The sequence below is a fragment of the Streptococcus sp. UMB0029 genome, from assembly GCF_002871495.1.
Taxonomy (GTDB): Bacteria; Bacillota; Bacilli; order Lactobacillales; family Streptococcaceae; genus Streptococcus.
This window is the reverse complement of the sequence record NZ_PNGD01000002.1, coordinates 196,775-219,777: the sequence shown is the minus strand read 5'-3', so window position 1 is coordinate 219,777 and position 23,003 is coordinate 196,775. Positions and strand designations below refer to the sequence as shown.

At 42.4% G+C, this 23,003-nt stretch carries 15 protein-coding genes; 3 read left to right on the top strand and 12 right to left on the bottom strand.

Annotated features, from left to right (window positions below; genetic code table 11):
• A partial coding sequence (locus tag CJ239_RS02150; protein ID WP_142366987.1) for a transposase occupies positions 1–261 on the top strand: 261 nt, incomplete at its 5' end.
• A 51-nt stretch (positions 262–312) separates the two neighbouring features.
• Here the strand turns inward: CJ239_RS02150 and CJ239_RS02145 are convergent.
• The 11 genes from CJ239_RS02145 to rpoB all read right to left on the bottom strand — a co-directional run bounded on the left by CJ239_RS02145 (position 313) and on the right by rpoB (position 15,864).
• A complete protein-coding gene (locus tag CJ239_RS02145; RefSeq protein ID WP_000532877.1) occupies positions 313–1,029 on the bottom strand; it encodes a YebC/PmpR family DNA-binding transcriptional regulator in 717 nt (238 codons plus the stop codon).
• Positions 1,030–1,125: 96 nt separating this feature from the next.
• Entirely contained in the window at positions 1,126–2,496 is a 1,371-nt protein-coding gene (locus CJ239_RS02140) for an MATE family efflux transporter (RefSeq protein ID WP_102210369.1), read from the bottom strand.
• A gap of 115 nt (positions 2,497–2,611) precedes the next feature.
• Positions 2,612–3,778, bottom strand: a complete 1,167-nt coding sequence (gene recA / locus CJ239_RS02135) for a recombinase RecA (RefSeq protein ID WP_102210368.1) — start codon at positions 3,776–3,778, stop codon at positions 2,612–2,614.
• Between the two features lie 54 nt (positions 3,779–3,832).
• Positions 3,833–5,089: a competence/damage-inducible protein A gene (locus CJ239_RS02130; protein WP_102210367.1), complete on the bottom strand. Its 1,257-nt coding sequence runs from the start codon at positions 5,087–5,089 to the stop codon at positions 3,833–3,835.
• An 86-nt stretch (positions 5,090–5,175) separates the two neighbouring features.
• On the bottom strand, positions 5,176–6,192 hold the full coding sequence (locus tag CJ239_RS02125) for an LCP family protein (RefSeq protein WP_102210366.1): 1,017 nt from the start codon (positions 6,190–6,192) through the stop codon (positions 5,176–5,178).
• A 7-nt stretch (positions 6,193–6,199) separates the two neighbouring features.
• Entirely contained in the window at positions 6,200–6,718 is a 519-nt protein-coding gene (locus tag CJ239_RS02120) for a GNAT family N-acetyltransferase (RefSeq protein WP_102210365.1), read from the bottom strand.
• Positions 6,708–7,151 carry a tRNA (adenosine(37)-N6)-threonylcarbamoyltransferase complex ATPase subunit type 1 TsaE gene (tsaE, locus tag CJ239_RS02115; RefSeq protein WP_102210364.1) on the bottom strand — a complete coding sequence of 148 codons (444 nt, stop codon included), beginning with the start codon at positions 7,149–7,151 and terminating at the stop codon, positions 6,708–6,710. Before tsaE ends, CJ239_RS02120 begins: the two co-directional genes overlap by 11 nt.
• A 95-nt stretch (positions 7,152–7,246) precedes the next feature.
• Positions 7,247–7,876 (bottom strand): competence protein, encoded by a 630-nt coding sequence (locus CJ239_RS02110; protein ID WP_102210377.1) that lies wholly within the window; start codon positions 7,874–7,876, stop codon positions 7,247–7,249.
• Between the two features lie 135 nt (positions 7,877–8,011).
• On the bottom strand, positions 8,012–8,434 hold the full coding sequence (gene ndk / locus CJ239_RS02105) for a nucleoside-diphosphate kinase (RefSeq protein WP_042901678.1): 423 nt from the start codon (positions 8,432–8,434) through the stop codon (positions 8,012–8,014).
• A gap of 108 nt (positions 8,435–8,542) precedes the next feature.
• The gene (gene rpoC / locus CJ239_RS02100) at positions 8,543–12,220 is read right to left on the bottom strand and encodes a DNA-directed RNA polymerase subunit beta' (protein WP_180958185.1); all 3,678 of its coding nucleotides are present in this window, start codon (positions 12,218–12,220) and stop codon (positions 8,543–8,545) included.
• Between the two features lie 32 nt (positions 12,221–12,252).
• Positions 12,253–15,864, bottom strand: a complete 3,612-nt coding sequence (gene rpoB / locus CJ239_RS02095) for a DNA-directed RNA polymerase subunit beta (RefSeq protein ID WP_049550565.1) — start codon at positions 15,862–15,864, stop codon at positions 12,253–12,255.
• 483 nt (positions 15,865–16,347) lie between these two features.
• On the opposite strand from rpoB, the gene CJ239_RS02090 reads away from it, so the two are divergent.
• Positions 16,348–17,832, top strand: coding sequence for a M protein trans-acting positive regulator PRD domain-containing protein (locus tag CJ239_RS02090; protein ID WP_102210363.1), 1,485 nt, complete (start codon positions 16,348–16,350; stop codon positions 17,830–17,832).
• Between the two features lie 107 nt (positions 17,833–17,939).
• Positions 17,940–21,827, top strand: a complete 3,888-nt coding sequence (locus CJ239_RS02085) for a pullulanase (protein WP_102210362.1) — start codon at positions 17,940–17,942, stop codon at positions 21,825–21,827.
• A 99-nt stretch (positions 21,828–21,926) separates the two neighbouring features.
• Here CJ239_RS02085 and CJ239_RS02080 read toward each other — a convergent pair whose 3' ends face one another.
• Positions 21,927–22,976 (bottom strand): LLM class flavin-dependent oxidoreductase, encoded by a 1,050-nt coding sequence (locus CJ239_RS02080; RefSeq protein WP_102210361.1) that lies wholly within the window; start codon positions 22,974–22,976, stop codon positions 21,927–21,929.
• Between the last annotated feature and the right edge of the window lie 27 nt (positions 22,977–23,003).

The window sequence follows — 23,003 nt, the reverse complement described above, 5'->3', positions numbered from 1 at the left end:
GGACTCATTAAGGACAATCTAAAGCAGGTTCATCCTCTTTTTCAGACTGTCTTTAAAACCTTTTTCAAGGACAAAGAGAAAATCGTCAACGCCCTTCAATTTCCCTATTCAAACGCTAAACTGGAAGCAACCAATAATCTTATCAAACTTATCAAACGAAATGCCTTTGGTTTTCGGAACTTTGAAAACTTCAAAAAACGGATTTTTATGGCTCTAAATATCAAAAAAGAAAGGACTAAATCTGTCCTTTCTCGAGCTTAGCTTTTCTTCAACCCACTACAGTTGACAAAGAGCCATGTTTTCTAGGTTCAATTAGAACCCATCTACGTTTGTATAAATCTTTTGTACGTCTTCGTCGTCCTCAAGAACGCTGTAAAGTTTTTCAAAGGTTTCAAGGTCATCGCCTGACAATTCCACTTCTGACTGAGGAATCATTTCCAATTCAGTTACTTGGAATTCTTCGATACCTGACTCACGGAGGGCAACGATAGCCTTATGAAGGTCAGTTGGAGCTGTGTAAACTGTGATTGTTCCTTCTTCTGCTTCTACATCGTCCACATCCACATCCGCTTCGAGCAATTGCTCAAAGACTGCGTCCGCATCTTCACCTGCAAATACGATAACACCCTTGTTGTCAAAGAGGTATGAAACAGAACCTGAAGCACCCATGTTTCCGCCATTTTTACCAAAAGCTGCACGGACATTAGCCGCTGTACGGTTGACATTTGAAGTCAAAGTATCAACAATCAACATAGAACCATTTGGTCCAAAACCTTCGTAACGTCCTTCTGTAAAGGTTTCGTCTGTGTTTCCTTTTGCTTTATCAATCGCTTTATCGATAACGTGTTTTGGCACTTGGGCTTGTTTAGCACGGTCGATAACGAATTTCAAAGCTGAGTTTGATTCTGGATCTGGATCACCTTTTTTAGCTGCTACATAGATTTCTACACCAAATTTTGCATATACTTTAGAGTTAGCTCCATCTTTAGCCGTTTTCTTGGCTACGATATTGGCCCATTTACGTCCCATTAGGAATCTCCTTTTTTCACATTTTAATCTTTCTTATTATAACACAAGTTTTTTCGATTTTCACTAGAGGAAATGGATTTTATTCAGTAAATCAAGTTAGGATGCTACTTTAGTTGCCAAGATGGCCTTGCCTTCTTTTATCAAGGGATGACGGAACAGTGAGAAGGAGAGTTGAATGGTCATAGCAACCCAGATAAGGGGTTCGCAGAGGATAACACCCTTATATCCTGCCCAAGGAATAATCAAGACCACAAAAGCGATTTTCCCGATTAGTTCGATAAAACTGGAAACCAGAGGAAGAATCTTTTGCCCCAAGCCCTGCAAGCAATTGCGATAAATCAACAAGAGACTCAAAATAGGATAAAAGGCTGAGCTGATTTGCAGGTAGAGACTACCATTTTCTACCAAGTAACCATCCGTCGAACTGGCCAAGAAGGAAACCAAGGTAGGACTGGCAAAAAAGAGGAAGACACAAACAAAAACTGCCCAGGACATGCTTAAACGACTGCCAATTCGAAGTCCTTGAACAATGCGGTCTGGTCGCTTGGCACCAAGATTCTGCGAAGCAAAGGTCGTCATCGAAGCAGAAATAGCGGTCATAGGAAGAAGGGCGAAGGCCATAATGCGTCGAGCCGCCGTCTGGGCACTGATAATCACCGCCCCAAAAGTATTAACAGAAGACTGTAAAATCACGCTACCGATAGATACAATGGAACTCATCAAGCCCATAGCCAAACCTTGCTCCAAGAGATCTGCATATAAGGCCTTGTTCCATTTAAAATACTTGAGTTGAGGGAGCAATTCTGGAACACTCTTACGGATATAATAAAAACAGAGAACCGCTGATAAGCCTTGCGAAATAATAGTAGCAAGTCCTGCGGATTGAACTCCCAGATGCAGTTGCGTAATGAAATAGAGATCCAGAACCACATTGACCAAGGCAGAGAAAATCAGAAAGCCAAGGGCTGCTAGACTGTCCCCAATTGACCGCAACAAGCCTGCAAAGAGATTATAGGCAAAGCTGACACCGACACAGGTCACAATCATAGAAATATATTGATAGGACTGAGGGAGGATTTCAGCAGGGGTATCTAAGTATTGCAAGAGAGGATACAAACCAAGAAAGCCCAGCAACATCACTACAACACTCAAAAGAGCACCTAAAATCCAGGTGGCTGCTACCGCTTCCTTGATTTTGGTGAAATTCCGAGCCCCATAATAGCGAGCAATGACAATTCCCATACCATTTCCGACACCTAAGGTAAATCCAACAATCAAGTCAAAAATGGCAGTTGTAGCTCCCACCGCCGCCAAAGAATCTTGTCCAAGGAATCGCCCAACAATCAAGACATCAGCAGTGTTATAGAGCTGTTGGAAAATATTGGACAGCAATATTGGGAAGGCAAAACTCAAGAGCGAGGGGAGAATAGGACCATGAATCAGGTCCACTGTTCGTTTTTTATTCATAAGGCTATTATATCAGCTTTCTAGAGGAGCGACAAGAAACAGCAAACTATGCGCGAGCTTAAGACCAGAACTAGGCAACGAAAAAGCAGTGGATTTTCTCCACTACTTTAACAGCCTATTCTTCAATTTCGATTTCAAGTTCATCGCCTAGGTCAAGCGTGACTTCTTCATTCACAGAATCTGCTTGAACTGCTTCATCTTTTGTAGTTTCAACACCTTCTACAGAAGCTTCTTCTCCATCAATCAAACCAAATTGAACACGGACTTGATGGTCAATTTCATCAAAGATTTCTGGGTTATCTGCCAAGTATTTCTTAGCATTTTCAGAACCTTGCCCGATTTTTTCATCCTTGTAAGAGTACCAAGCTCCTGCTTTTTTGATGATATCCAAATCGCTTGCGATTTTTAAGAGTTCACCAGTCTTAGAAATCCCTTCTCCATACATGATTTCAACGAAGGCTTCCTTAAATGGTGGAGCCACCTTGTTTTTCACGACCTTAATCTTAGTTTCTTTACCAACATTGGTATCTTTTTGGTCACCAGTTCCCTTGATTTGTGTGCTTCCACGAACATCCAAACGCACTGAAGCGTAGAATTTCAGAGCACGTCCACCAGGAGTTGTTTCTGGATTTCCAAACATGACCCCAACTTTTTCACGCAATTGGTTGATGAAGATGGCAATTGTTTTGGTTTTATTGATAGAAGCACCAAGTTTACGCATGGCCTGACTCATCATACGAGCCTGCAAACCAACGTGGCTATCACCGATATCTCCATCAATTTCCGCACGAGGGACAAGGGCCGCAACGGAGTCGACCACGACAAGATCTACAGCACCTGAATCAATCAATTTTCCTGCAATCTCAAGACCTTGCTCTCCCGAGTCTGGTTGTGACAAGAGCAATTCGTCAATGTTGACCCCAAGGGCCGCAGCATAAGCTGGATCAAGGGCATGCTCCGCATCGATAAAGGCTGCAATCCCACCTTCTTTTTGCGCTTGTGCAACTGCATGAAGGGCAACTGTTGTCTTACCAGATGACTCTGGCCCATAGATTTCAATGATACGTCCCTTAGGATAACCACCTGAACCAAGAGCAATATCGAGAGCCAAGGAACCTGAACTCATCACTTGCACTTTTTGCTCGGCACGTTCACCCAAACGCATGATTGATCCTTTACCAAAGTCTTTCTCAATCAGTTTAAGAGCGTCATTCAAGGCTTTTTCACGTTCAGCCCCGAATTTTTTTGAAATTTCATCTAATTTTTTTGGTTTTTTCGCCATTCTATTCTCCTACATTCTAATGGTCCTCAGACCTATCTACTATTATATCAAAAGTTAGTCACTTAATAAAGCCTTGCGAACTAGGTTAAAGGCATGCATAACCGCAATGTGACGTACATCTGCTCGACTTCTGCCTCCAATATTCACCTTGATGACCTCAGTTCCATGCTCTTGAGCCAAGCCTATAAAGACTGTCCCAGCTGGATATCCTTCGAGGCTATCTGGTCCTGCCACTCCAGTCAAACTAAGGCCAAAATCAGACTGGGTCTTGCTTCGTGCCTGCTCAGCCATCTTCTGGGCTGTAAATGCAGACACTACACCATGTTCTTCCAAATCCTTGGCAGGAATATCCAACATCTTCGATTTTTCCTCCAAGCTATAGGTCACAAAACCACCCTTAAATATACTTGAAGCTCCTGAAAAATCCGCCACAGTGGCTTGAAAAAGCCCTGCCGTCAAACTCTCTGCAGCCGTGATGGTTTTCCCTTGCCTTTTCAGTTCTTCTACCACAATGCTGGCCAAGCTGGATTCTTCCCCATAACCATAGCAAAGTTCTCGTAAAGAAAGTCCTTCGAAAGTATGGCGGTCCAAGATTTGATTTTCCAAGATATCCAGCGCTTGATTCGCCTCTTCTTGACTGCTAGCCTTTGTTGACAGACGCAAGGTCACCTCTCCTGTCTTAGCATAAGGTGCCAAGGTAGGATCGGTCTGATTATCAATTAAATCAGCCAAAATCGTAACCAGCTGACTTTCGCCAATTCCAAAGAAACGAAGAACTCGAGAATACAACTTGCTCCCTGTCATCAACTTGGGTAGAAGTTGGTTTAAGACCATGGGTTTCAATTCACTTGGTGGACCGGGAAGGACGACGTAGGTCACTCCATCGGCTTCTAATATTCCTCCCACAGCCAGTCCTGTTTCGTTGGGCAGCGGAGTCGCTCCTTCTACAATTTGAGCTTGTCTTTCGTTATTCGGTGTTCGGGCATAGTCTGGTCTCTGGGCAAAAAAGACATCCAACTTCTCCTGCGCCTGAAGATCGAAGACTAATGTTTTCCCTAAGAATTTAGCCAGGGTTTGTTTGGTCAAATCGTCCTCAGTTGGCCCCAAACCACCTGTTAAAATCACCAGACTGCTACGTTGACTGGCAATCTCAAGCAGGGATAAGAGACGAGCTTCATTATCTCCTACAGCCGTCTGAAAATATACATCTACCCCAATTTCTGCTAGTTTTTCTGATAAAAACTGGGCATTGGTATTGACAATCTGCCCTGTCAAAATCTCTGTTCCAACAGCTATGATTTCTGCTTTCATGTTTCCTCCTACCTATCTATTCGCATTTTTTTGAAAAAATCGCAGGAAATTTCCCACGATTGATTTTTTTATTTATAGCAAGAAAGTTAATTATCTTCGTCACCAACAGGCACCCGTCCAAACAAATCTTCAAATAAGACAACATTTGTTTCAAGCTGAGTGACTTCTTCTTGTCCCAAAGAACGTCGCAATATATTCTGCATTTCCAACATATGCTCTCTAGAAACAATCTGGTAAGAAATACCTTGCAACATCTCTCCCTCACCCTTCAACTGTTGTGATTCAATGGTTTTAAATGAATCTTTATAACCCAACAAGTTCGGAATACTTTTTGCAGATAAATCAATATTAGTCTGCATATTGGTACTTAGAGCTTTTAAGATAGACTGATAGTGACTGACACTATCCAAACTAAGAACTTTTTCAACAACTTTTTGAATGACTTCACGCTGACGCTTCTGACGTCCGTAGTCTCCTTCTGGATCTTGATATCGCATGCGTGAATAAACAAGCGCTTCCTCTCCATTTATTTTCTGTTCTCCAACGCCAATAGAAATGGTGTTAAATTCTTCTTGGTCACTGATAGAAATCGGGGAACCTAGCGTGTTATTGACGGTAATGCCACCTACTGCATCGACTAATTGTTGCAATCCTTGCATGTTGACCATAATATAGCGATCGATATGGATATTCATCATCTGTTGAATCGTTGAAATAGCTAGTTCCGCACCACCACCAGCATAGGCAGCGTTTAACTTGGCTTCTTCAATACGACCATCTTTATGCTGAATTTTAGTCAGAATATCACGTTCCAAACTCAACATCATGGTTTTCTTTGTGTGAGGATTGACGGTCAGCAAAATCATACTGTCACTATTTCCAGTCCACTGATCCGTACGTTCCACATTCCCAGTATCAACTCCCATCAACAGAATGGTCATGGGTTCAGTTGCTTCGATAACCTTGGTTTCTTCCCCAATCTTTTTATAGGTTTTTGATAAGGTTTGTGTACCTTGCTGATAAATGGTATAAGCAAAGACACCCACACCCAAAACTGTCACAGCTAGAAAAGCTAGCACCATTCCAATAATTTTTTTAACCATATTTCTACTAATCTATCAGTTTACCCATCAAGTAAACATCAATAAATTTCCCTTCTTCTATATATGCCCCACGCTCTTGGCGACCTTCAATTACAAAGCCATGCTTTTGATAAAGATGGACTGCAGCTTGATTACGAGTTTGGACAGTCAGTTGGAGACGACGCAGAATGCCACTTGCTTGTGCCCACTCTATCGCTTCTTCTAGCAAAAAACTTCCCAATCCATTATTCCAATATCTTTTTCCAATCACAATGAAGAGATCTCCAATATGGCGAACTCTCTGGCGCTGGTCAGCCGTAATATTTACAAGACCAGCAATTTCATCATTCAGTAAGGCCAGTAAAGTGATTTGATTTTCCGAGTGAGCCTGTTTATCCAAAAACAACTCCATCTCAGTATCTGTCATCAAAATACCATCCCTGTCTAGACTGGTAAAATCTGTTTCTACACTGACACGATTTAAAAACGTCACTAACTCAGCCGCATCTTCAGCTTCTGCTTCCCTAATGAGTAATTCATACTCCATGTTGAAGCTCCTCTAAGAGTTTTTCTGCACGCAAACCCTTGGCTTGGAAGTTTAATCTGCGACCATCTTCCTCTTTTAGAATTTCCAATTCTAAATAAGTATCTGGCAAGGCATCACCTAAAAGATTCCCCCACTCGATGACAGTCACTCCACCACCAAAGAGAAATTCATCCAAGTCAATAGAATCAGCATCCCCTTCGATACGATAAACATCTAGGTGGTAAAGCGGAAGACGACCTTCATACTCTCTCACGATAGTATAGGTTGGACTCTTAATCATCTGAGAAATCTGTAATCCCTTAGCAAGTCCTTTAGTAAAGGTCGTTTTACCTGCACCCAGTTCTCCAGTTAAGATTAAAACATCATTCTTTTCTAGTAGATGACCCAAGCGTTCCCCTAAAGATTGTAGCTCTTCTTCATTTTTTGTGTACATACCTCTATTATACCAAAAAGTTGTTCTTTGTCGAGATATTATCTGTGAAGTCCAGATTATGAATTATGAGACTTGGGCTGGTTCTTGTTCTGATTTTAAAATAGGAACAGTAAAAAGAGAACTAATAATATATCTCTCATCAAATGGCTATAAAATGAAACTTCCCAACGAATAACTTTTGGCACCAACAATCCTAGAAATAGCATGCCCAAGGCAATATAAAAGGTTATTGATAATATTGACCAAGGATTTCTGAGAACGATTAAAATAGCTAGTCCACTGATAAAACAGACTTGCTTTTTACCCAAAATCTTTTTCAATCCATATAGATACTTCTGAATCGGCAGAAAGACTAACAAATCAATACCGAATAAGAAAAAGAAACTCGGTAGAAAGACTTCCACAAACTCTTCACCAGTTGCCCTTCCCGTAAGAACATATTCTATGATAATTAAAGCTAAACCTAAAACATTTACCAATAGCAACAGAGTATACAAGAATTGTTTGCTATCTTCTTTAAAAACTGAATAATATTGATTTTGTTGTCCTTTATAGTAGTTTAGTCCTGCCCCAATACTCGCAAGTAGCAACATACCCACTAAATAATAAAAGCAGTTCTGATTTAACATCAAGGACCAAGTCGATAAACTTAAACAAGAACAGCCACTAAGTACCAAAACCGTCAGCAATAACAAAACTTGAATTTGCTTTTTCATTCTTTCCATCATTTTCCCTCCCTTACTTGCTCTTATTATATGCTAGAAATCCTCACTTTTGCTAGAATATTTCTCAACTGTCAGTTTTCTACTCTAAAACGCAAAAAAAGTTTGATGCAAGTAACCCTTACATCAAACTTTTTGCTATTTACCCTCAAACCAAAGAGCAATTTCTCGCTTAGCTGACTCTTCTGAATCTGAACCATGTACAACATTTTGGATAACCTCATTTTCTCCAGCAGCTTTTGCAAAATCACCTCGAATAGTTCCTGGTAAAGCTTCTTCTGGACGAGTTGCCCCCATCATGGTCCGCCAAGTTTCGATTACTTTGGGACCAGAGATAACGCCTACAAGAATCGGTCCTGAAGTCATGAATTCACGAATCGGTGGGTAAAAACTCTGACCAACCAAGTCCTGATAGTGCTGGTCAATCAACTCTTCTGAAACCTGTGAACGCAACTCCAATTTTTCGATTGTAAAGCCACGCTGTTCGATGCGTTTCAACACTTCACCTACTAATCCTCTTTTTACACCATCTGGTTTAATGATAAAGAATGTTTGTTCCATACTTGTCTCCTTTGTCAGATTCTTTCTTTTATTTTACCACATTCCATGAAAAAATGGAGAAAGTTTTCAGAAAAGAGAAAGAGAACCCGAAGGCTCTCTCATTCTCTCTTATTCTACTGTTTCTTCCACAGTTTCAACGGTAGTATCCACAACTACTTCTGTTGTTTCTTCGTTTCCTTCTTCCTCTACTGGAGGATTAAGGTATTCTTCTTCGTTGATAGCATGTGGTTCAAGGTTACGGTAACGTGCCATACCAGTACCTGCTGGGATGATCTTACCGATGATAACATTTTCTTTAAGTCCAAGGAGATGGTCTTTCTTACCACGGATAGCCGCATCAGTAAGGACACGAGTTGTTTCCTGGAAGGAAGCCGCTGACAAGAAACTGTTGGTTTCAAGTGAGGCTTTGGTAATTCCCATAAGGACTGGTCGACCAGTCGCTGGAACTCCACCCGCGACAAGGACATCTTTATTGGCATCTGTAAAGTCATTGATATCCATGAGGGTACCCATGAGAAGGTCTGTGTCACCTGGATCCATGACACGGACTTTACGGATCATTTGACGAACCATTACCTCGATGTGTTTGTCACCGATTTCTACCCCTTGGCTACGGTAAACTTTTTGTACTTCACCGAGAAGATAAGTTTCAACTGACAAGACATCACGGACTGCAAGGAGACGTTTTGGTTGGATAGAACCTTCTGTAAGAGCAGCACCACGCGCTACTTGGTCTCCAACTTCTACACGCATACGAGCAGTAAATGGTACGACGTATTCACCTTCGCCAGTTTCGCCCTTAACAAAGACTTTCTTAGTACGAGTTGAGGCATCTTCTTCGATAGCAGTAACTTGTCCTTTAACCTCTGTGATAACCGCTTCCCCTTTAGGATTGCGGGCTTCAAAGATTTCTTGGACACGAGGAAGACCCTGAGTGATATCGGTATTTGAGGCAACCCCACCCGTGTGGAAGGTACGCATTGTAAGCTGTGTACCAGGTTCCCCGATAGATTGAGCAGCGATTGTACCAACTGCTTCACCAACTTCAACCGCATCACCAGTCGCCAAGTTGATACCGTAACAGTGACGGCAGACACCGTGACGAGTGTTACATGTAAATACAGAGCGGATAGTCACTTCTTCCACACCAGCATTGACAATTTCACGCGCCTTGTCTTCTGTAATCAACTCATTTGGACCAATGATAACTGCACCAGTTTCTGGATGTTTAACAGTTTTCTTAGTGTAACGACCATTGAGACGCTCTTCGAGAGACTCAATCATCTCTTTTCCTTCTGCGATAGAGCGGATCAAGAGACCACGATCTGTTCCACAGTCGTCCTCACGGATGATAACGTCTTGGGCAACGTCAACCAAACGACGAGTCAAGTAACCTGAGTCGGCTGTCTTAAGGGCCGTATCGGTCATACCTTTACGCGCACCGTGAGTTGAGAAGAACATTTCGAGTACTGACAAACCTTCGCGGAAGTTTGAAAGGATTGGCAATTCCATGATACGTCCGTTCGGAGCAGCCATCAGACCACGCATACCGGCAAGCTGTGAGAAGTTTGAGATGTTACCACGGGCTCCTGAGTCCATCATCATAACGATTGGGTTCTTAGGATCTTGGTTAGCAATCAAGCGTTTCTCCAATTTTTCACGGGCAGCACGCCATTCAGCTGTAACAGCATTGTAACGCTCGTCGTCTGTAATCATACCACGACGGAATTGTTTGGTGATTTGTTCTACACGTTTGTGTGATTCTTCAATGATTTCAGCCTTGTCATCAACGACTGGGATATCGGCAATACCCACTGTCAATCCTGCGAGAGTTGAGTGGTGGTAACCGAGGTTCTTCATGCGGTCAAGTAAGGCAGAAGTTTCTGTCGTACGGAAACGTTTGAAGATTTCAGCGATGATATTTCCAAGGTTTTTCTTCTTGAATGGAGGGTTGAGTTCAAGTTTGCTGATTGCTTCCTTGATATCTCCACCAAGTGGCAAGAAGTATTTAGCTGGAACGCCTTCTGTCAAGTTGGCATTGTTTGGTTCTTGCAAGTATGGTAGACCCTCTGGCATGATATCGTTGAAAAGGATTTTACCAACTGTTGTAAGCAAGACCTTGTGTTTTTGCTCTTCTGTCCACGGTTTGTTGAGACTGTCAGTTGCAATCCCTACACGTGAATGAAGGTGAACGTAACCATTACGGTAAGCCATGACCGCTTCGTCACGGTCCTTGAAGACCATTCCTTCACCTTCACGACCAGCTTCTTCCATGGTCAAGTAGTAGTTACCCAAAACCATGTCCTGAGATGGAGTAACAACTGGTTTCCCATCTTTCGGGTTCAAGATGTGCTCAGCAGCTAGCATCAAGATACGAGCTTCTGCTTGGGCTTCTTCTGAAAGCGGTACGTGGATGGCCATTTGGTCCCCGTCAAAGTCGGCATTGTAGGCTTCACAGACAAGTGGGTGCAAGCGAAGGGCCTTACCATCAATCAAGACTGGCTCGAAGGCTTGGATACCCAAACGGTGAAGGGTAGGTGCGCGGTTCAAAAGTACTGGGTGTTCTTTGATCACTTCTTCAAGGATATCCCAGATACGCTCATCTCCGCGTTCGACCAAGCGTTTAGCCGCTTTGACGTTTTGCACGATATCACGTGCAACGATTTCACGCATCACGAATGGTTTAAAGAGCTCAATCGCCATTTCACGTGGAACACCACATTGGTACATCTTAAGAGTTGGACCAACGGCGATAACGGAACGTCCTGAGAAGTCAACACGTTTACCGAGCAAGTTTTGACGGAAGCGTCCTTGTTTACCTTTAAGCATGTGGCTCAATGATTTCAGTGGACGGCTACCCGGTCCTGTGATTGGACGACCACGACGACCATTGTCAATCAAAGCGTCAACTGCTTCTTGAAGCATACGCTTCTCATTTTGAACGATAATACCTGGTGCATTCAACTCAAGCAAACGAGCCAAACGGTTGTTACGGTTGATAACACGGCGGTAAAGGTCATTCAAGTCAGATGAGGCAAAACGGCCACCATCCAACTGCAACATTGGACGAAGATCTGGTGGAATAACTGGAAGGATGTTGAGAATCATCCATTCAGGTTTGTTTCCAGACTTGTAAAAGGCATCCAAAACATCCAAACGACGGATGGCTTTGACACGTTTTTGTCCAGTAGCTGTTTTCAACTCTTCTTTGAGTTCAGCAATTTCTTTTTCAAGATCTACTTGTTTTAAAAGGTCTTGGATAGCTTCGGCACCCATCTTGGCAACGAATGAACCATAACCATATTCACGCAAGCGCTCGCGGTATTCGCGCTCTGTCATGATAGACTTGTGCTCAAGTGGTGTATCCTTAGGATCAATCACCACATAAGCTGCAAAGTAGATAACTTCCTCGAGGGCACGAGGGCTCATATCAAGGGTCAAGCCCATACGGCTTGGAATCCCCTTGAAGTACCAGATGTGAGATACAGGAGCTTTCAACTCAATGTGCCCCATACGCTCACGACGAACTTTTGTACGCGTTACTTCAACCCCACAACGGTCACAAACAATCCCTCTATAACGAATGCGTTTGTACTTACCACAAGCACATTCCCAGTCTTTTGTAGGTCCAAAGATAACTTCATCAAAGAGTCCTTCACGTTCTGGTTTCAAGGTACGGTAATTGATTGTTTCAGGTTTTTTGACTTCTCCATAAGACCATGAACGGACTTTGCTTGGAGAAGCTAGGGTGATTTGCATACTTTTAAAACGATTTACATCAACCACTATTTCTTCCCTTTCTATTCTAAGTGAACTGCTTATTCTTGTTCAGCAGCTTCTTCTGTTGCTTCCGCTTTTGTTGCTTTCTCAGCTTCTTCAGCTTCAAAGGCTGCTTTAGCCTCTTGTGCTGCTTTTTCGCGGGCTTTTTCAAGGTCATCTACGTGGATGACATCTTCGTCCATTCCTTCATCCAAGTCGCGAAGTTCCACTTCTTGGTCATCTTCGTCAAGGACACGCATATCAAGACCAAGAGATTGCAATTCTTTTACAAGAACTCGGAAGGATTCTGGAACACCTGGTTTTGGAATTGGTTTTCCTTTTGTAATAGCTTCATAAGCTTTCAAACGTCCGTTGATATCGTCAGACTTGTAAGTCAAGATTTCTTGAAGGACATTTGACGCACCGTAGGCTTCAAGAGCCCAAACCTCCATCTCACCGAAACGTTGTCCACCAAACTGAGCTTTACCTCCGAGTGGTTGTTGAGTAACAGTTGAGTATGGTCCGACAGAACGAGCGTGCAATTTATCGTCAACCATGTGGTGGAGTTTGATCATGTACATGACTCCGACAGAAACACGGTTATCAAACGGTTCACCAGTACGTCCATCGTAAAGGATTGTTTTGGCATCACTGTCCATACCTGCTTCTTTAACAGTTGACCAAAGATCTTCAGAACTTGCTCCGTCAAAGACTGGTGTCGCGATGTGGATACCAAGAGTACGAGCCGCCATACCAAGGTGAAGCTCCATAACCTGACCGATATTCATACGTGATGGCACCCCAAGTGGGTTCAACATGATATCGACTGGAGTTCCATCTGGAAGGTAAGGCATGTCTTCTACAGGAACGATACGAGAGACAACCCCTTTATTTCCGTGACGTCCGGCCATCTTATCTCCGACCTTGATCTTACGTTTTTGAGCGATGTAGACGCGAACCAGCATGTTAACACCTGATTGCAACTCATCTCCATTTGCACGTGTAAAGATCTTAACATCACGAACGACACCATCGGCACCGTGTGGTACACGAAGCGAAGTATCACGCACTTCACGAGATTTATCTCCGAAGATAGCGTGCAAGAGACGTTCTTCAGCTGAAAGGTCTTTCTCTCCCTTAGGTGTTACTTTACCTACAAGGATATCACCTTCTTTAACCTCAGCACCGATACGGATAATACCCATTTCGTCAAGGTCTTTAAGGGCATCTTCACCAACGTTTGGAATTTCACGAGTAATTTCTTCAGGCCCAAGCTTTGTATCGCGTGTTTCTGATTCGTATTCTTCAAGGTGAACAGATGTATAGACATCGTCTTTCACCAAGCGTTCGCTCATGATAACGGCATCCTCGAAGTTGTAACCTTCCCAAGTCATGTAGGCAACGATTGGGTTTTGCCCAAGCGCCATTTCTCCATTTTCCATAGAAGGTCCGTCAGCTATGAAATCGCCTTTTTCAACGACATCACCAACTTTTACGAGAGTGCGTTGGTTATAGGCAGTACCTGAGTTTGAACGACGGAATTTTTGGATATGGTACACGTCCAATGAACCATCTTCACGACGAACTTCTACCTTGTCAGCATCTGCGTAAGTAACTTTACCATCATACTGAGCAATCACAGCTGCTCCAGAATCATGGGCCGCTTGGTATTCCATACCAGTACCAACATAAGGTGCTTTAGGATCAATCAAAGGCACAGCCTGACGTTGCATGTTGGCTCCCATAAGGGCACGGTTAGAGTCATCGTTTTCCAAGAAAGGAATACATGCTGTCGCAACGGCAACTACCTGTTTTGGTGAAACGTCCATGTAGTCAACAACATTCGCTGGATACTCTTGGTTGACCCCTTGGTGACGTCCCATGACAACTTTCTCAGCAAAGGTTCCATCTTCGTTAAGACGAGAGTTGGCCTGCGCTACAGTGAATTCATCTTCTTCATCGGCTGTCAACCAAACGATTTCATTCGTAACAACACCTGTTTCACGGTCAACCTTACGGTATGGTGTTTGAACAAAACCATACTTGTTCAAGTGTCCGTAAGATGACAAGTTGTTGATCAAACCGATGTTAGGTCCTTCAGGTGTCTCGATTGGACACATACGGCCATAGTGAGTGTAGTGCACGTCACGTACTTCATATCCAGCACGGTCACGTGTCAAACCACCAGGTCCTAAGGCTGACAAACGGCGTTTGTGAGACAACTCAGAAAGCGGATTGTGTTGGTCCATGAACTGTGACAACTGTGATGAACCAAAGAATTCTTTAACTGCTGCTGTTACAGGACGGATATTGATAATTTGTTGTGGTGTCAAGACTTCGTTGTCTTGAACAGACATACGTTCACGGACATTACGCTCCATACGAGAAAGTCCAAGACGTACTTGGTTAGCAAGCAATTCACCAACCGCACGGATACGACGGTTTCCAAGGTGGTCGATATCATCTACACGGCCAAGTCCTTCAGCCAAGTTGAGGAAGTAGCTCATTTCAGCAAGGATATCTGCAGGAGTAACGATACGAACCTTGTCATCTGGATTAGCATTACCGATGATCGTTACAACGCGGTCTGGATCAGTTGGTGCAACAACCTTGAATTTTTGAAGAACAACTGGCTCAGTCACAACAGCTGCATCATTTGGAATGTAAACAATCTTGTTCAAATCACCATCCAAATGGCTTTCGATGCTTTCAATCACACTACGAGTCATGATTGTCCCAGCTTCTACCAAGATTTCACCTGTTTCAGGGTCTACCAATGGTTCCGCAATGGTTTGGTTAAGCAAGCGTGTTTTAACATTGAGTTTTTTATTGATTTTGTAACGACCAACTGCTGCCAAGTCATAGCGACGTGGATCAAAGAAACGAGCCACAAGCAAGCTACGTGAGCTTTCAGCAGTCTTAGGTTCACCTGGACGAAGGCGTTCGTAAATTTCTTTCAAAGCTTCGTCTGTACGAGAGTCCATTGGGTTCTTGTGGATATCTTTTTCAACAGTGTTGCGAACCAATTCGCTATCACCAAAGATATCAAAGATTTCATCATCACCTGAGAAACCAAGAGCACGAACCAAGGTTGTAAATGGAATCTTACGCGTACGGTCGATACGAGTGTAGGCAATATCTTTTGAGTCGCTTTCAAGTTCCAACCAAGCTCCACGGTTAGGGATAACAGTTGAACCGTAACCCACTTTACCATTTTTATCAACTTTGTCGTTGAAGTAAACACCTGGTGAGCGGACCAACTGAGATACGATAATACGTTCACCACCATTGATGATGAAAGTACCCATTTCTGTCATGATTGGGAAATCACCAAAGAAAACTTCTTGAGTTTTGATTTCGCCTGTTTCTTTATTGATCAAGCGGAAAGTTACAAAAATTGGTGCTGAGTAGCTAGCATCGTGGATACGAGCTTCTTCTAGCGTGTATTTTGGTTCCTTGATTTCATATCCAACAAATTCCAACTCCATCGTGTCTGTGAAGTTTGAAATTGGCAATACATCTTCAAACACTTCCTTAAGACCATGGTCTAGGAAAGCTTTGAATGAGTCAGTTTGAATTTCAATCAAATTTGGTAAGTCAAGAACTTCTTTGATTCTTGAAAAACTACGACGGGTACGATGTTTCCCGTATTGAACGTCATGTCCTGCCAAGATGATTCTCCTTTGTAAATAAGTTCCAAGCCTTGTCAATCAGGCTTTTCTAATCGTCATATGGTTTTAAAAACCCCTATCACCGTGTCCCTTCGATGAATTTTCAGAATCTTTAAGTTTTTATTACAAATGCTCAAAATCCTGAAAAAAAGCACAAAAAGAGCAGCTAAATCTGACTTTTTCAGAAGATTTAACTGCTGTGAGCCTTGTCTGGACAATATTTCAGACAAAACCTACGACAAATGATTACTCATATTATACCCTATTTAGCTAGATTTTTCAAGGGATTCTGTCGATTTTTGGTGAATTTTTTTCCTATAAAAAATTGAATTCAACTATTACTTTGCAAACTTCATTTTCAGTTTAATAGTCCAATAAAAATATAGTAAATTCAGATTCTACTATTTTATCCTAGGCTGTTTTTCTTGACTTTACTAGGTTTTTCTTTTAATATATATGTATAAATATATAGGGAGGTTTATTATGGATATTTTGCTTTCTGAAACAGAACAGAATTTGCTAGTGTTACTGGAAGAATTAATCAAGCACCGTGATTGGATAGAACTTCCAGTCTTGGCTGAGAAGATGAATTTTTCAATCGAAGAATTGCAAGAACATCTTTCTAGGCTCGAGCAATTATTCCCAAACCTCCTTATTCGATCAACAAAAGAAGGCATTCAGTTGCAGTTTGAAGCCCGAAATTCTTTAGATCCTAGGATTGCTATCTTTGAACAATCTAAAACCTACTCTTTTTTGAACTGTCTATTTTTCAAAGAGGGACAATCACTTGAGCAAATATGTCAGGCACTTTCCACTAAGCCAGAGCAGATTGAGGAAATCATCCAGTATCTAAATACTAAACTCCCACAATATTATGACATCAAGGTCCAAATTTTCCATTTAGGCATGGAGGGAGCAGAAGAAGACATTCGCGCCTTTTATCTGGACTACTTTAGCCAAAGTTACAGTTTTCTTGGTTGGCCCTTCCCTTCTATTTCTGAAGAGGCACTCACTCAGCTGATTCAGCTATTTTTAAAGGCCCAACAAGTTTCACCCAACCTCAGTAGCTTACGGCAAATCAAATATACCTTGGCTATCAATCTAGAGCGATTCAATAAGGGACGTTTCATTGAAAATCCTAGTCCGCTCTTAACCAGTCATTACAGTTCCCTCATACAAATTCCCCAGTTTGAACAAGATATCAAAAAACTGGCTAAAAAACTCGATTTTGAAGCTACAAAGGAGACACTGGAACAGCTATTTTCAAACCCAATCAAATCTCATCAAATTACAAACAAGCCTAGTAATGGAGCTTTAGGAGACATTCATCAGATTCAAAAATCTTATCGTTTATGGAGTCAAATCTTAGAAGAGTTAGCTAAAGAATTTCATCTGCAGATTGAAAATCGCGAGGAATTGATTTGGCTCCTCCACTATACTGCCCAATCTGATTTCTTCCATCTACTCAGTGACCAGTCTCTTGACAAACAGAGATTCCTGATTTTAAGCAATTATCAAGCAGAATTTCCAAAACTATTTGAAGTAAGTCAACACAAATTCCAATCTTACCTTACTGAAATGGGACTCGAAAGTCACTCCATTAAGCTACAAGAACTTGTCTACACCTTTTCGATTCAAGGGCGACGTATTTTAGTCCAATTACTTCAAAAACTTCCCAAAATACGTGTTTTAGTCATTGGTCATCTGGATAGCCATCATGCACAAAACCTTATCGACACCCTAACTCACTACGGCAATAATCTCTATCTATTTGATTCTTGGGAAGAATCTGCTATTTCTTTCTCAAGTCTCAATCAAATCCCTCACGATATTGTGATCACTACCTTTCCTGTTTCCAATTGTCCGAAACCCATTATTTGTAGTCGGAATCTTTCTACTGCAGAACTATTTCACCACCTCCACCTGCTGGCTTCTCAAATTCATAAAGAAAGACTGGCTGAATCGTAACAAAATTTGTTACGATTTTTTCTTTTAGTTTAATTTTAGGAAAACGCTTGCATCTTATTTTACTAAGTGCTATACTGATAAAGAAATTCATTTATAGGAGAATAATTATGAAAAGAACAACTTCTCAAACTGAGAAAAAAATGGTCTACAGCATCCGTTCCCTCAAGAATGGAACTGGTTCTGTCCTTATCGGCGCAAGCTTTGTCCTACTTGCCATGGCTACACCAACTATCTCAGCCAACGAAAATACACCAACCACTAATGCAAGTAATAGTGAAACTACTACTGCCCTTGTCCAACCTCTTACTGATACAACAGCCAGCACTGGTAAGCAAGAAAGTGATCTTTCTGTACCTAAAAATGCAAACGCTTCCCTAGCGAAAACAGAAGAAAAACCTGCAACAGAGGCAACTACTCCTGCTGCAAGCCCAGCTGATTCAGCACCACAAACTGGGAAAGATCGTTCAAGTGAGCCAACCACTTCTACTAGTCCAGTAACGACTGAAACTAAGGCAGAAGAGCCAATCGAAGACAACTATTTCCGTATCCACGTCAAAAAGCTTCCTGAAGAAAACAAGGATGCTCAAGGACTATGGACTTGGGACGATGTTGAAAAACCTTCTGAAAACTGGCCTAACGGTGCCTTGTCCTTTAAAGACGCCAAAAAAGATGACTACGGCTACTACCTAGATGTCAAATTAAAGGGAGAGCAAGCCAAGAAAATTAGCTTCCTTATCAATAATACAGCTGGAAAAAATCTAACTGGCGATAAATCTGCAGAAAAACTGGCACCAAAGATGAACGAGGCTTGGTTGGACCAAGATTACAAGGTTTTCTCTTACGAGCCACAACCTGCAGGAACTGTTCGCGTCAACTACTACCGTACAGATGGCAACTATGATAAGAAATCTCTTTGGTACTGGGGAGATGTGAAAAATCCAAGTAGCGCTCAATGGCCTGACGGAACAGACTTTACAGCTACAGGAAAATACGGTCGCTATATTGACATTCCTCTTAAGGATGCCGCAAAAGAATTCGGCTTTTTATTACTAGATGAGAGCAAACAAGGAGACGACGTGAAAATCCGTAAAGAAGATTATAAGTTCACAGATTTGAAAAATCATAGCCAAATCTTCCTAAAAGACGATGACGAATCGATTTACACAAATCCATACTATGTCCATGATATCCGTATGACAGGGACTCAGCACGTAGGAACTTCTAGCATTGAAAGTAGTTTTTCAACACTGGTCGGTGCCAAAAAAGAAGATATTCTCAAGCACTCCAACATCACTAATCACCTAGGAAACAAGGTAACTATCACCGATGTTGCAATCGATGAAGCTGGTAAGAAAGTGACCTACAGCGGAGATTTCTCTGACACAAAATATCCCTATACTGTTAGCTACAATTCCGACCAATTCACTACCAAAACAAGCTGGCGCCTTAAAGATGAGACTTACAGCTATGATGGCAAACTAGGAGCTGACCTAAAAGAAGAAGGAAAACAAGTTGATTTGACCCTCTGGTCACCAAGTGCTGATAAGGTTTCTGTTGTTGTCTACGACAAGAATGACCCTGAAAAAGTAGTTGGAACTGTCGCTCTTGAAAAAGGGGAAAGAGGAACTTGGAAACAAACTCTAGATAGCACAAACAAATTAGGAATCACAGATTTCACTGGCTACTATTATCAATACCAAATCGAGCGTCAGGGTAAAACTGTTCTTGCACTCGATCCTTACGCTAAGTCCCTCGCTGCTTGGAATAGCGACGATGCCAAGATTGACGATGCCCATAAAGTAGCTAAAGCCGCCTTTGTAAATCCAGCTAAACTAGGACCTCAAGACTTGACTTATGGTAAAATTCACAACTTCAAGACTCGTGAAGATGCCGTTATCTACGAAGCTCATGTGCGTGACTTCACTTCAGATCCTGCCATTGCAAAAGACTTGACCAAACCATTTGGTACCTTTGAAGCCTTTATTGAAAAACTAGACTATCTCAAAGACTTGGGTGTAACCCACATCCAGCTCCTTCCAGTCTTGTCTTACTACTTTGTCAATGAATTGAAAAACCATGAACGCTTGTCTGACTATGCTTCAAGCAACAGCAACTATAACTGGGGATATGACCCTCAAAACTACTTCTCATTGACTGGTATGTACTCAAGCGATCCTAAGAATCCAGAAAAACGAATCGCAGAATTCAAAAACCTCATCAACGAAATCCACAAACGTGGCATGGGAGCTATCCTGGACGTAGTGTATAACCATACAGCCAAAGTCGATATCTTTGAAGATTTAGAACCAAACTACTACCACTTTATGGATGCTGACGGAACGCCTCGAACTAGCTTTGGTGGTGGACGTTTGGGGACAACTCACCATATGACCAAACGCCTCCTAGTTGATTCTATCAAATATCTGGTTGATACCTACAAAGTGGATGGATTCCGTTTCGATATGATGGGAGACCATGACGCCGCTTCTATCGAAGAAGCTTACAAGGCTGCACGCGCCCTCAATCCAAACCTAATCATGCTGGGTGAAGGTTGGAGAACCTATGCTGGTGATGAAAATATGCCTACTAAAGCTGCTGACCAAGATTGGATGAAACATACCGATACTGTCGCTGTCTTTTCAGATGACATCCGTAACAACCTCAAGTCTGGTTATCCAAACGAAGGTCAACCTGCCTTTATCACAGGTGGAAAACGTGATATCAACACTATCTTCAAAAATCTGATTGCTCAACCAACCAACTTTGAAGCAGACAGTCCTGGAGATGTGATTCAATACATCGCAGCCCATGATAACTTGACCCTCTTTGACATCATTGCCCAGTCTATCAAAAAAGACCCAAGCAAAGCTAAGAACTATGCTGAAATCCACCGTCGTTTGCGACTTGGAAACCTCATGGTCTTGACAGCTCAAGGAACTCCATTTATCCACTCTGGTCAGGAATATGGTCGCACTAAACAATTCCGTGACCCAGCCTACAAGACTCCAGTAGCAGAGGACAAACAACCAAACAAATCTCACTTGTTGCGTGATAAGGACGGCAATCCGTTTGACTATCCTTACTTCATCCATGACTCTTACGATTCGAGTGATGCTATTAACAAGTTTGACTGGACTAAGGCTACAGATGGTAAAGCTTATCCTGAAAATGTCAAGAGCCGTGACTATATGAAAGGGTTGATTGCCCTTCGTCAATCTACAGATGCCTTCCGACTTAAGAGTCTCCAAGATATCAAATACCGTGTCCACCTCATCACTGTCCCAGGTCAAAATGGTGTAGAAAAAGAGGATGTAGTAATTGGCTACCAAATTACTGCTCCAAACGGGGATATCTACGCAGTCTTTGTCAATGCGGATGAAAAAGCTCGCGAATTTAATTTGGGAACTGCCTTTGCCCACCTCAGAAATGCTGAAGTTTTGGCAGATGAAAACCAAGCAGGGCCAGTCGGAATTGCCAACCCTCAAGGACTTGAATGGACTAAAAAAGGCTTGAAATTGAATGCCCTTACAGCCACTGTTCTTCGAGTCTCTCAAAGAGGTGCCATCGTTGCCCCAGCTGTGGAAGAAAAAACAGAATTTGATATTTCTAACTTAAAACAAGAGCAAGGTCAAAATAACGGCCAAGACAATACTCCAAACCGAGTAGTCAAACCGGAACAGCAAACTCCAGCTCCACAAACTAAACCTGATTCTGCAAAACCAGATACAAAAGTAGCTGATGCGGAAAATAAACCTAGCCAAGCTACAGCTGATTCACAAGCTGAACAACCAGCACAAGAAGCATCTGTAAAAGAGGCGGTTCAAAACGAATCGGTAGAAAACTCTAGCAAGGAAAATAAACCTGCACCCCTAGCTAAACAAGCTGAACTTCCAAATACAGGAATCAAAAAAGATCACAAACTCCTGTTTGCAGGAATTGGTCTCCTCGCCCTTCTAGGTCTCGGGTTCTTGCTAAAAAACAAAAAAGAGAACTAAACTAGCCCTCCTATAGAACAATCCCCCAAGCCTTAACGCTCGGGGGATTATTTTTTGTACAATATTTGTTGTCCTAATAAACTTGATTAAGATTTTTTATTAAACCTCTTTCATGGCAAAGTATTCCCGTACTTTGGGTGCCACTTGTGTGCCGAAGAATTCAATAGCTCTTAGAACCCGGTCATGAGGCATGGAACCAAGCGGTAGATGGAGCATGAAGCGGTCCAAACCTAAGTCTTCAATCATGCGAATCAATTTTTCGGCCACCTGATCTGGATTGCCCACAAACATAGCACCATTTGGCCCAACTTGCTCCAAATATTGCTCATAGGTCAACTCCTGCCAGTGTGGACGGTCTTTGGAAATAGCATCCACTACTTGCTTGGTCGGATGGAAATAGTCTTTCACCGCTTGCTCGCCATCCTCAGCAATCCAACCCCAAGAATGGGCTCCAACTTTTAGTTCATGACTGGCATGACCCGCTTCGCTCCCAATCTCACGATAAGCCTGAATCAACTTTTTAAAATAACGCGGATTGCCACCAATAATGGCATAAACAATCGGTAGACCAGTCTGAGCAACCTTCACTGTTGATTCGACATGACCACCTGTCGCTATCCACAAGGGTAAGTTGTCCTGAACTGGACGAGGATAGACTTCTTTGCCAGAAATCGTTTGGGTCAATCGCCCTTGCCAGTCTAGCTTGGTCTTTTCATTGACTAACTGAAGCAAATCTAATTTCTCATCAAAAAGAGCTTCGTAGTCTTTCAAATCATATCCAAACAAGGGGAAAGATTCCGTGAAAGAACCCCTTCCAGCCATAATCTCTGCACGTCCATTTGACAAAGCATCGATAGTGGCATACTGTTGGAACAAGCGAATCGGATCCATACTTGAGAGAATGCTGACTGCACTGGTCAAACGGATTTTCTTGGTATTGACTGCCCCAGCTGCCAGGACAATCTCTGGCGCAGATACCGCAAAATCCGCTCGATGGTGCTCACCAATCCCATATACATCCAAACCAACCTTGTCAGCCAGTTCAATCTCTGCCACCAACTGACGAATACGTTCGGAATGACTGTAAGTCTGTCCAGTCCCCTCAAGCTCCGTTGTTTCCCCAAATGTCGAAATTCCCAATTCTACCATGGTAATTCTCCCTGTATATTTCTGTCC

Bases quoted from the DNA above. Each gene is read 5' to 3' on its own strand.
- CJ239_RS02080 (WP_102210361.1), bottom strand. From the start codon at position 22,976: ATGGTAGAATTGGGAATTTCGACATTTGGGGAAACAACGGAGCTTGAG.
- CJ239_RS02130 (WP_102210367.1), bottom strand. From the start codon at position 5,089: ATGAAAGCAGAAATCATAGCTGTTGGAACAGAGATTTTGACAGGGCAG.
- CJ239_RS02085 (WP_102210362.1), top strand. From the start codon at position 17,940: ATGAAAAGAACAACTTCTCAAACTGAGAAAAAAATGGTCTACAGCATC.
- CJ239_RS02120 (WP_102210365.1), bottom strand. From the start codon at position 6,718: ATGGAGTATGAATTACTCATTAGGGAAGCAGAAGCTGAAGATGCGGCT.
- tsaE (WP_102210364.1), bottom strand. From the start codon at position 7,151: ATGTACACAAAAAATGAAGAAGAGCTACAATCTTTAGGGGAACGCTTG.
- CJ239_RS02110 (WP_102210377.1), bottom strand. From the start codon at position 7,876: ATGGAAAGAATGAAAAAGCAAATTCAAGTTTTGTTATTGCTGACGGTT.
- CJ239_RS02145 (WP_000532877.1), bottom strand. From the start codon at position 1,029: ATGGGACGTAAATGGGCCAATATCGTAGCCAAGAAAACGGCTAAAGAT.
- CJ239_RS02140 (WP_102210369.1), bottom strand. From the start codon at position 2,496: ATGAATAAAAAACGAACAGTGGACCTGATTCATGGTCCTATTCTCCCC.
- CJ239_RS02125 (WP_102210366.1), bottom strand. From the start codon at position 6,192: ATGGTTAAAAAAATTATTGGAATGGTGCTAGCTTTTCTAGCTGTGACA.
- ndk (WP_042901678.1), bottom strand. From the start codon at position 8,434: ATGGAACAAACATTCTTTATCATTAAACCAGATGGTGTAAAAAGAGGA.
- CJ239_RS02090 (WP_102210363.1), top strand. From the start codon at position 16,348: ATGGATATTTTGCTTTCTGAAACAGAACAGAATTTGCTAGTGTTACTG.
- recA (WP_102210368.1), bottom strand. From the start codon at position 3,778: ATGGCGAAAAAACCAAAAAAATTAGATGAAATTTCAAAAAAATTCGGG.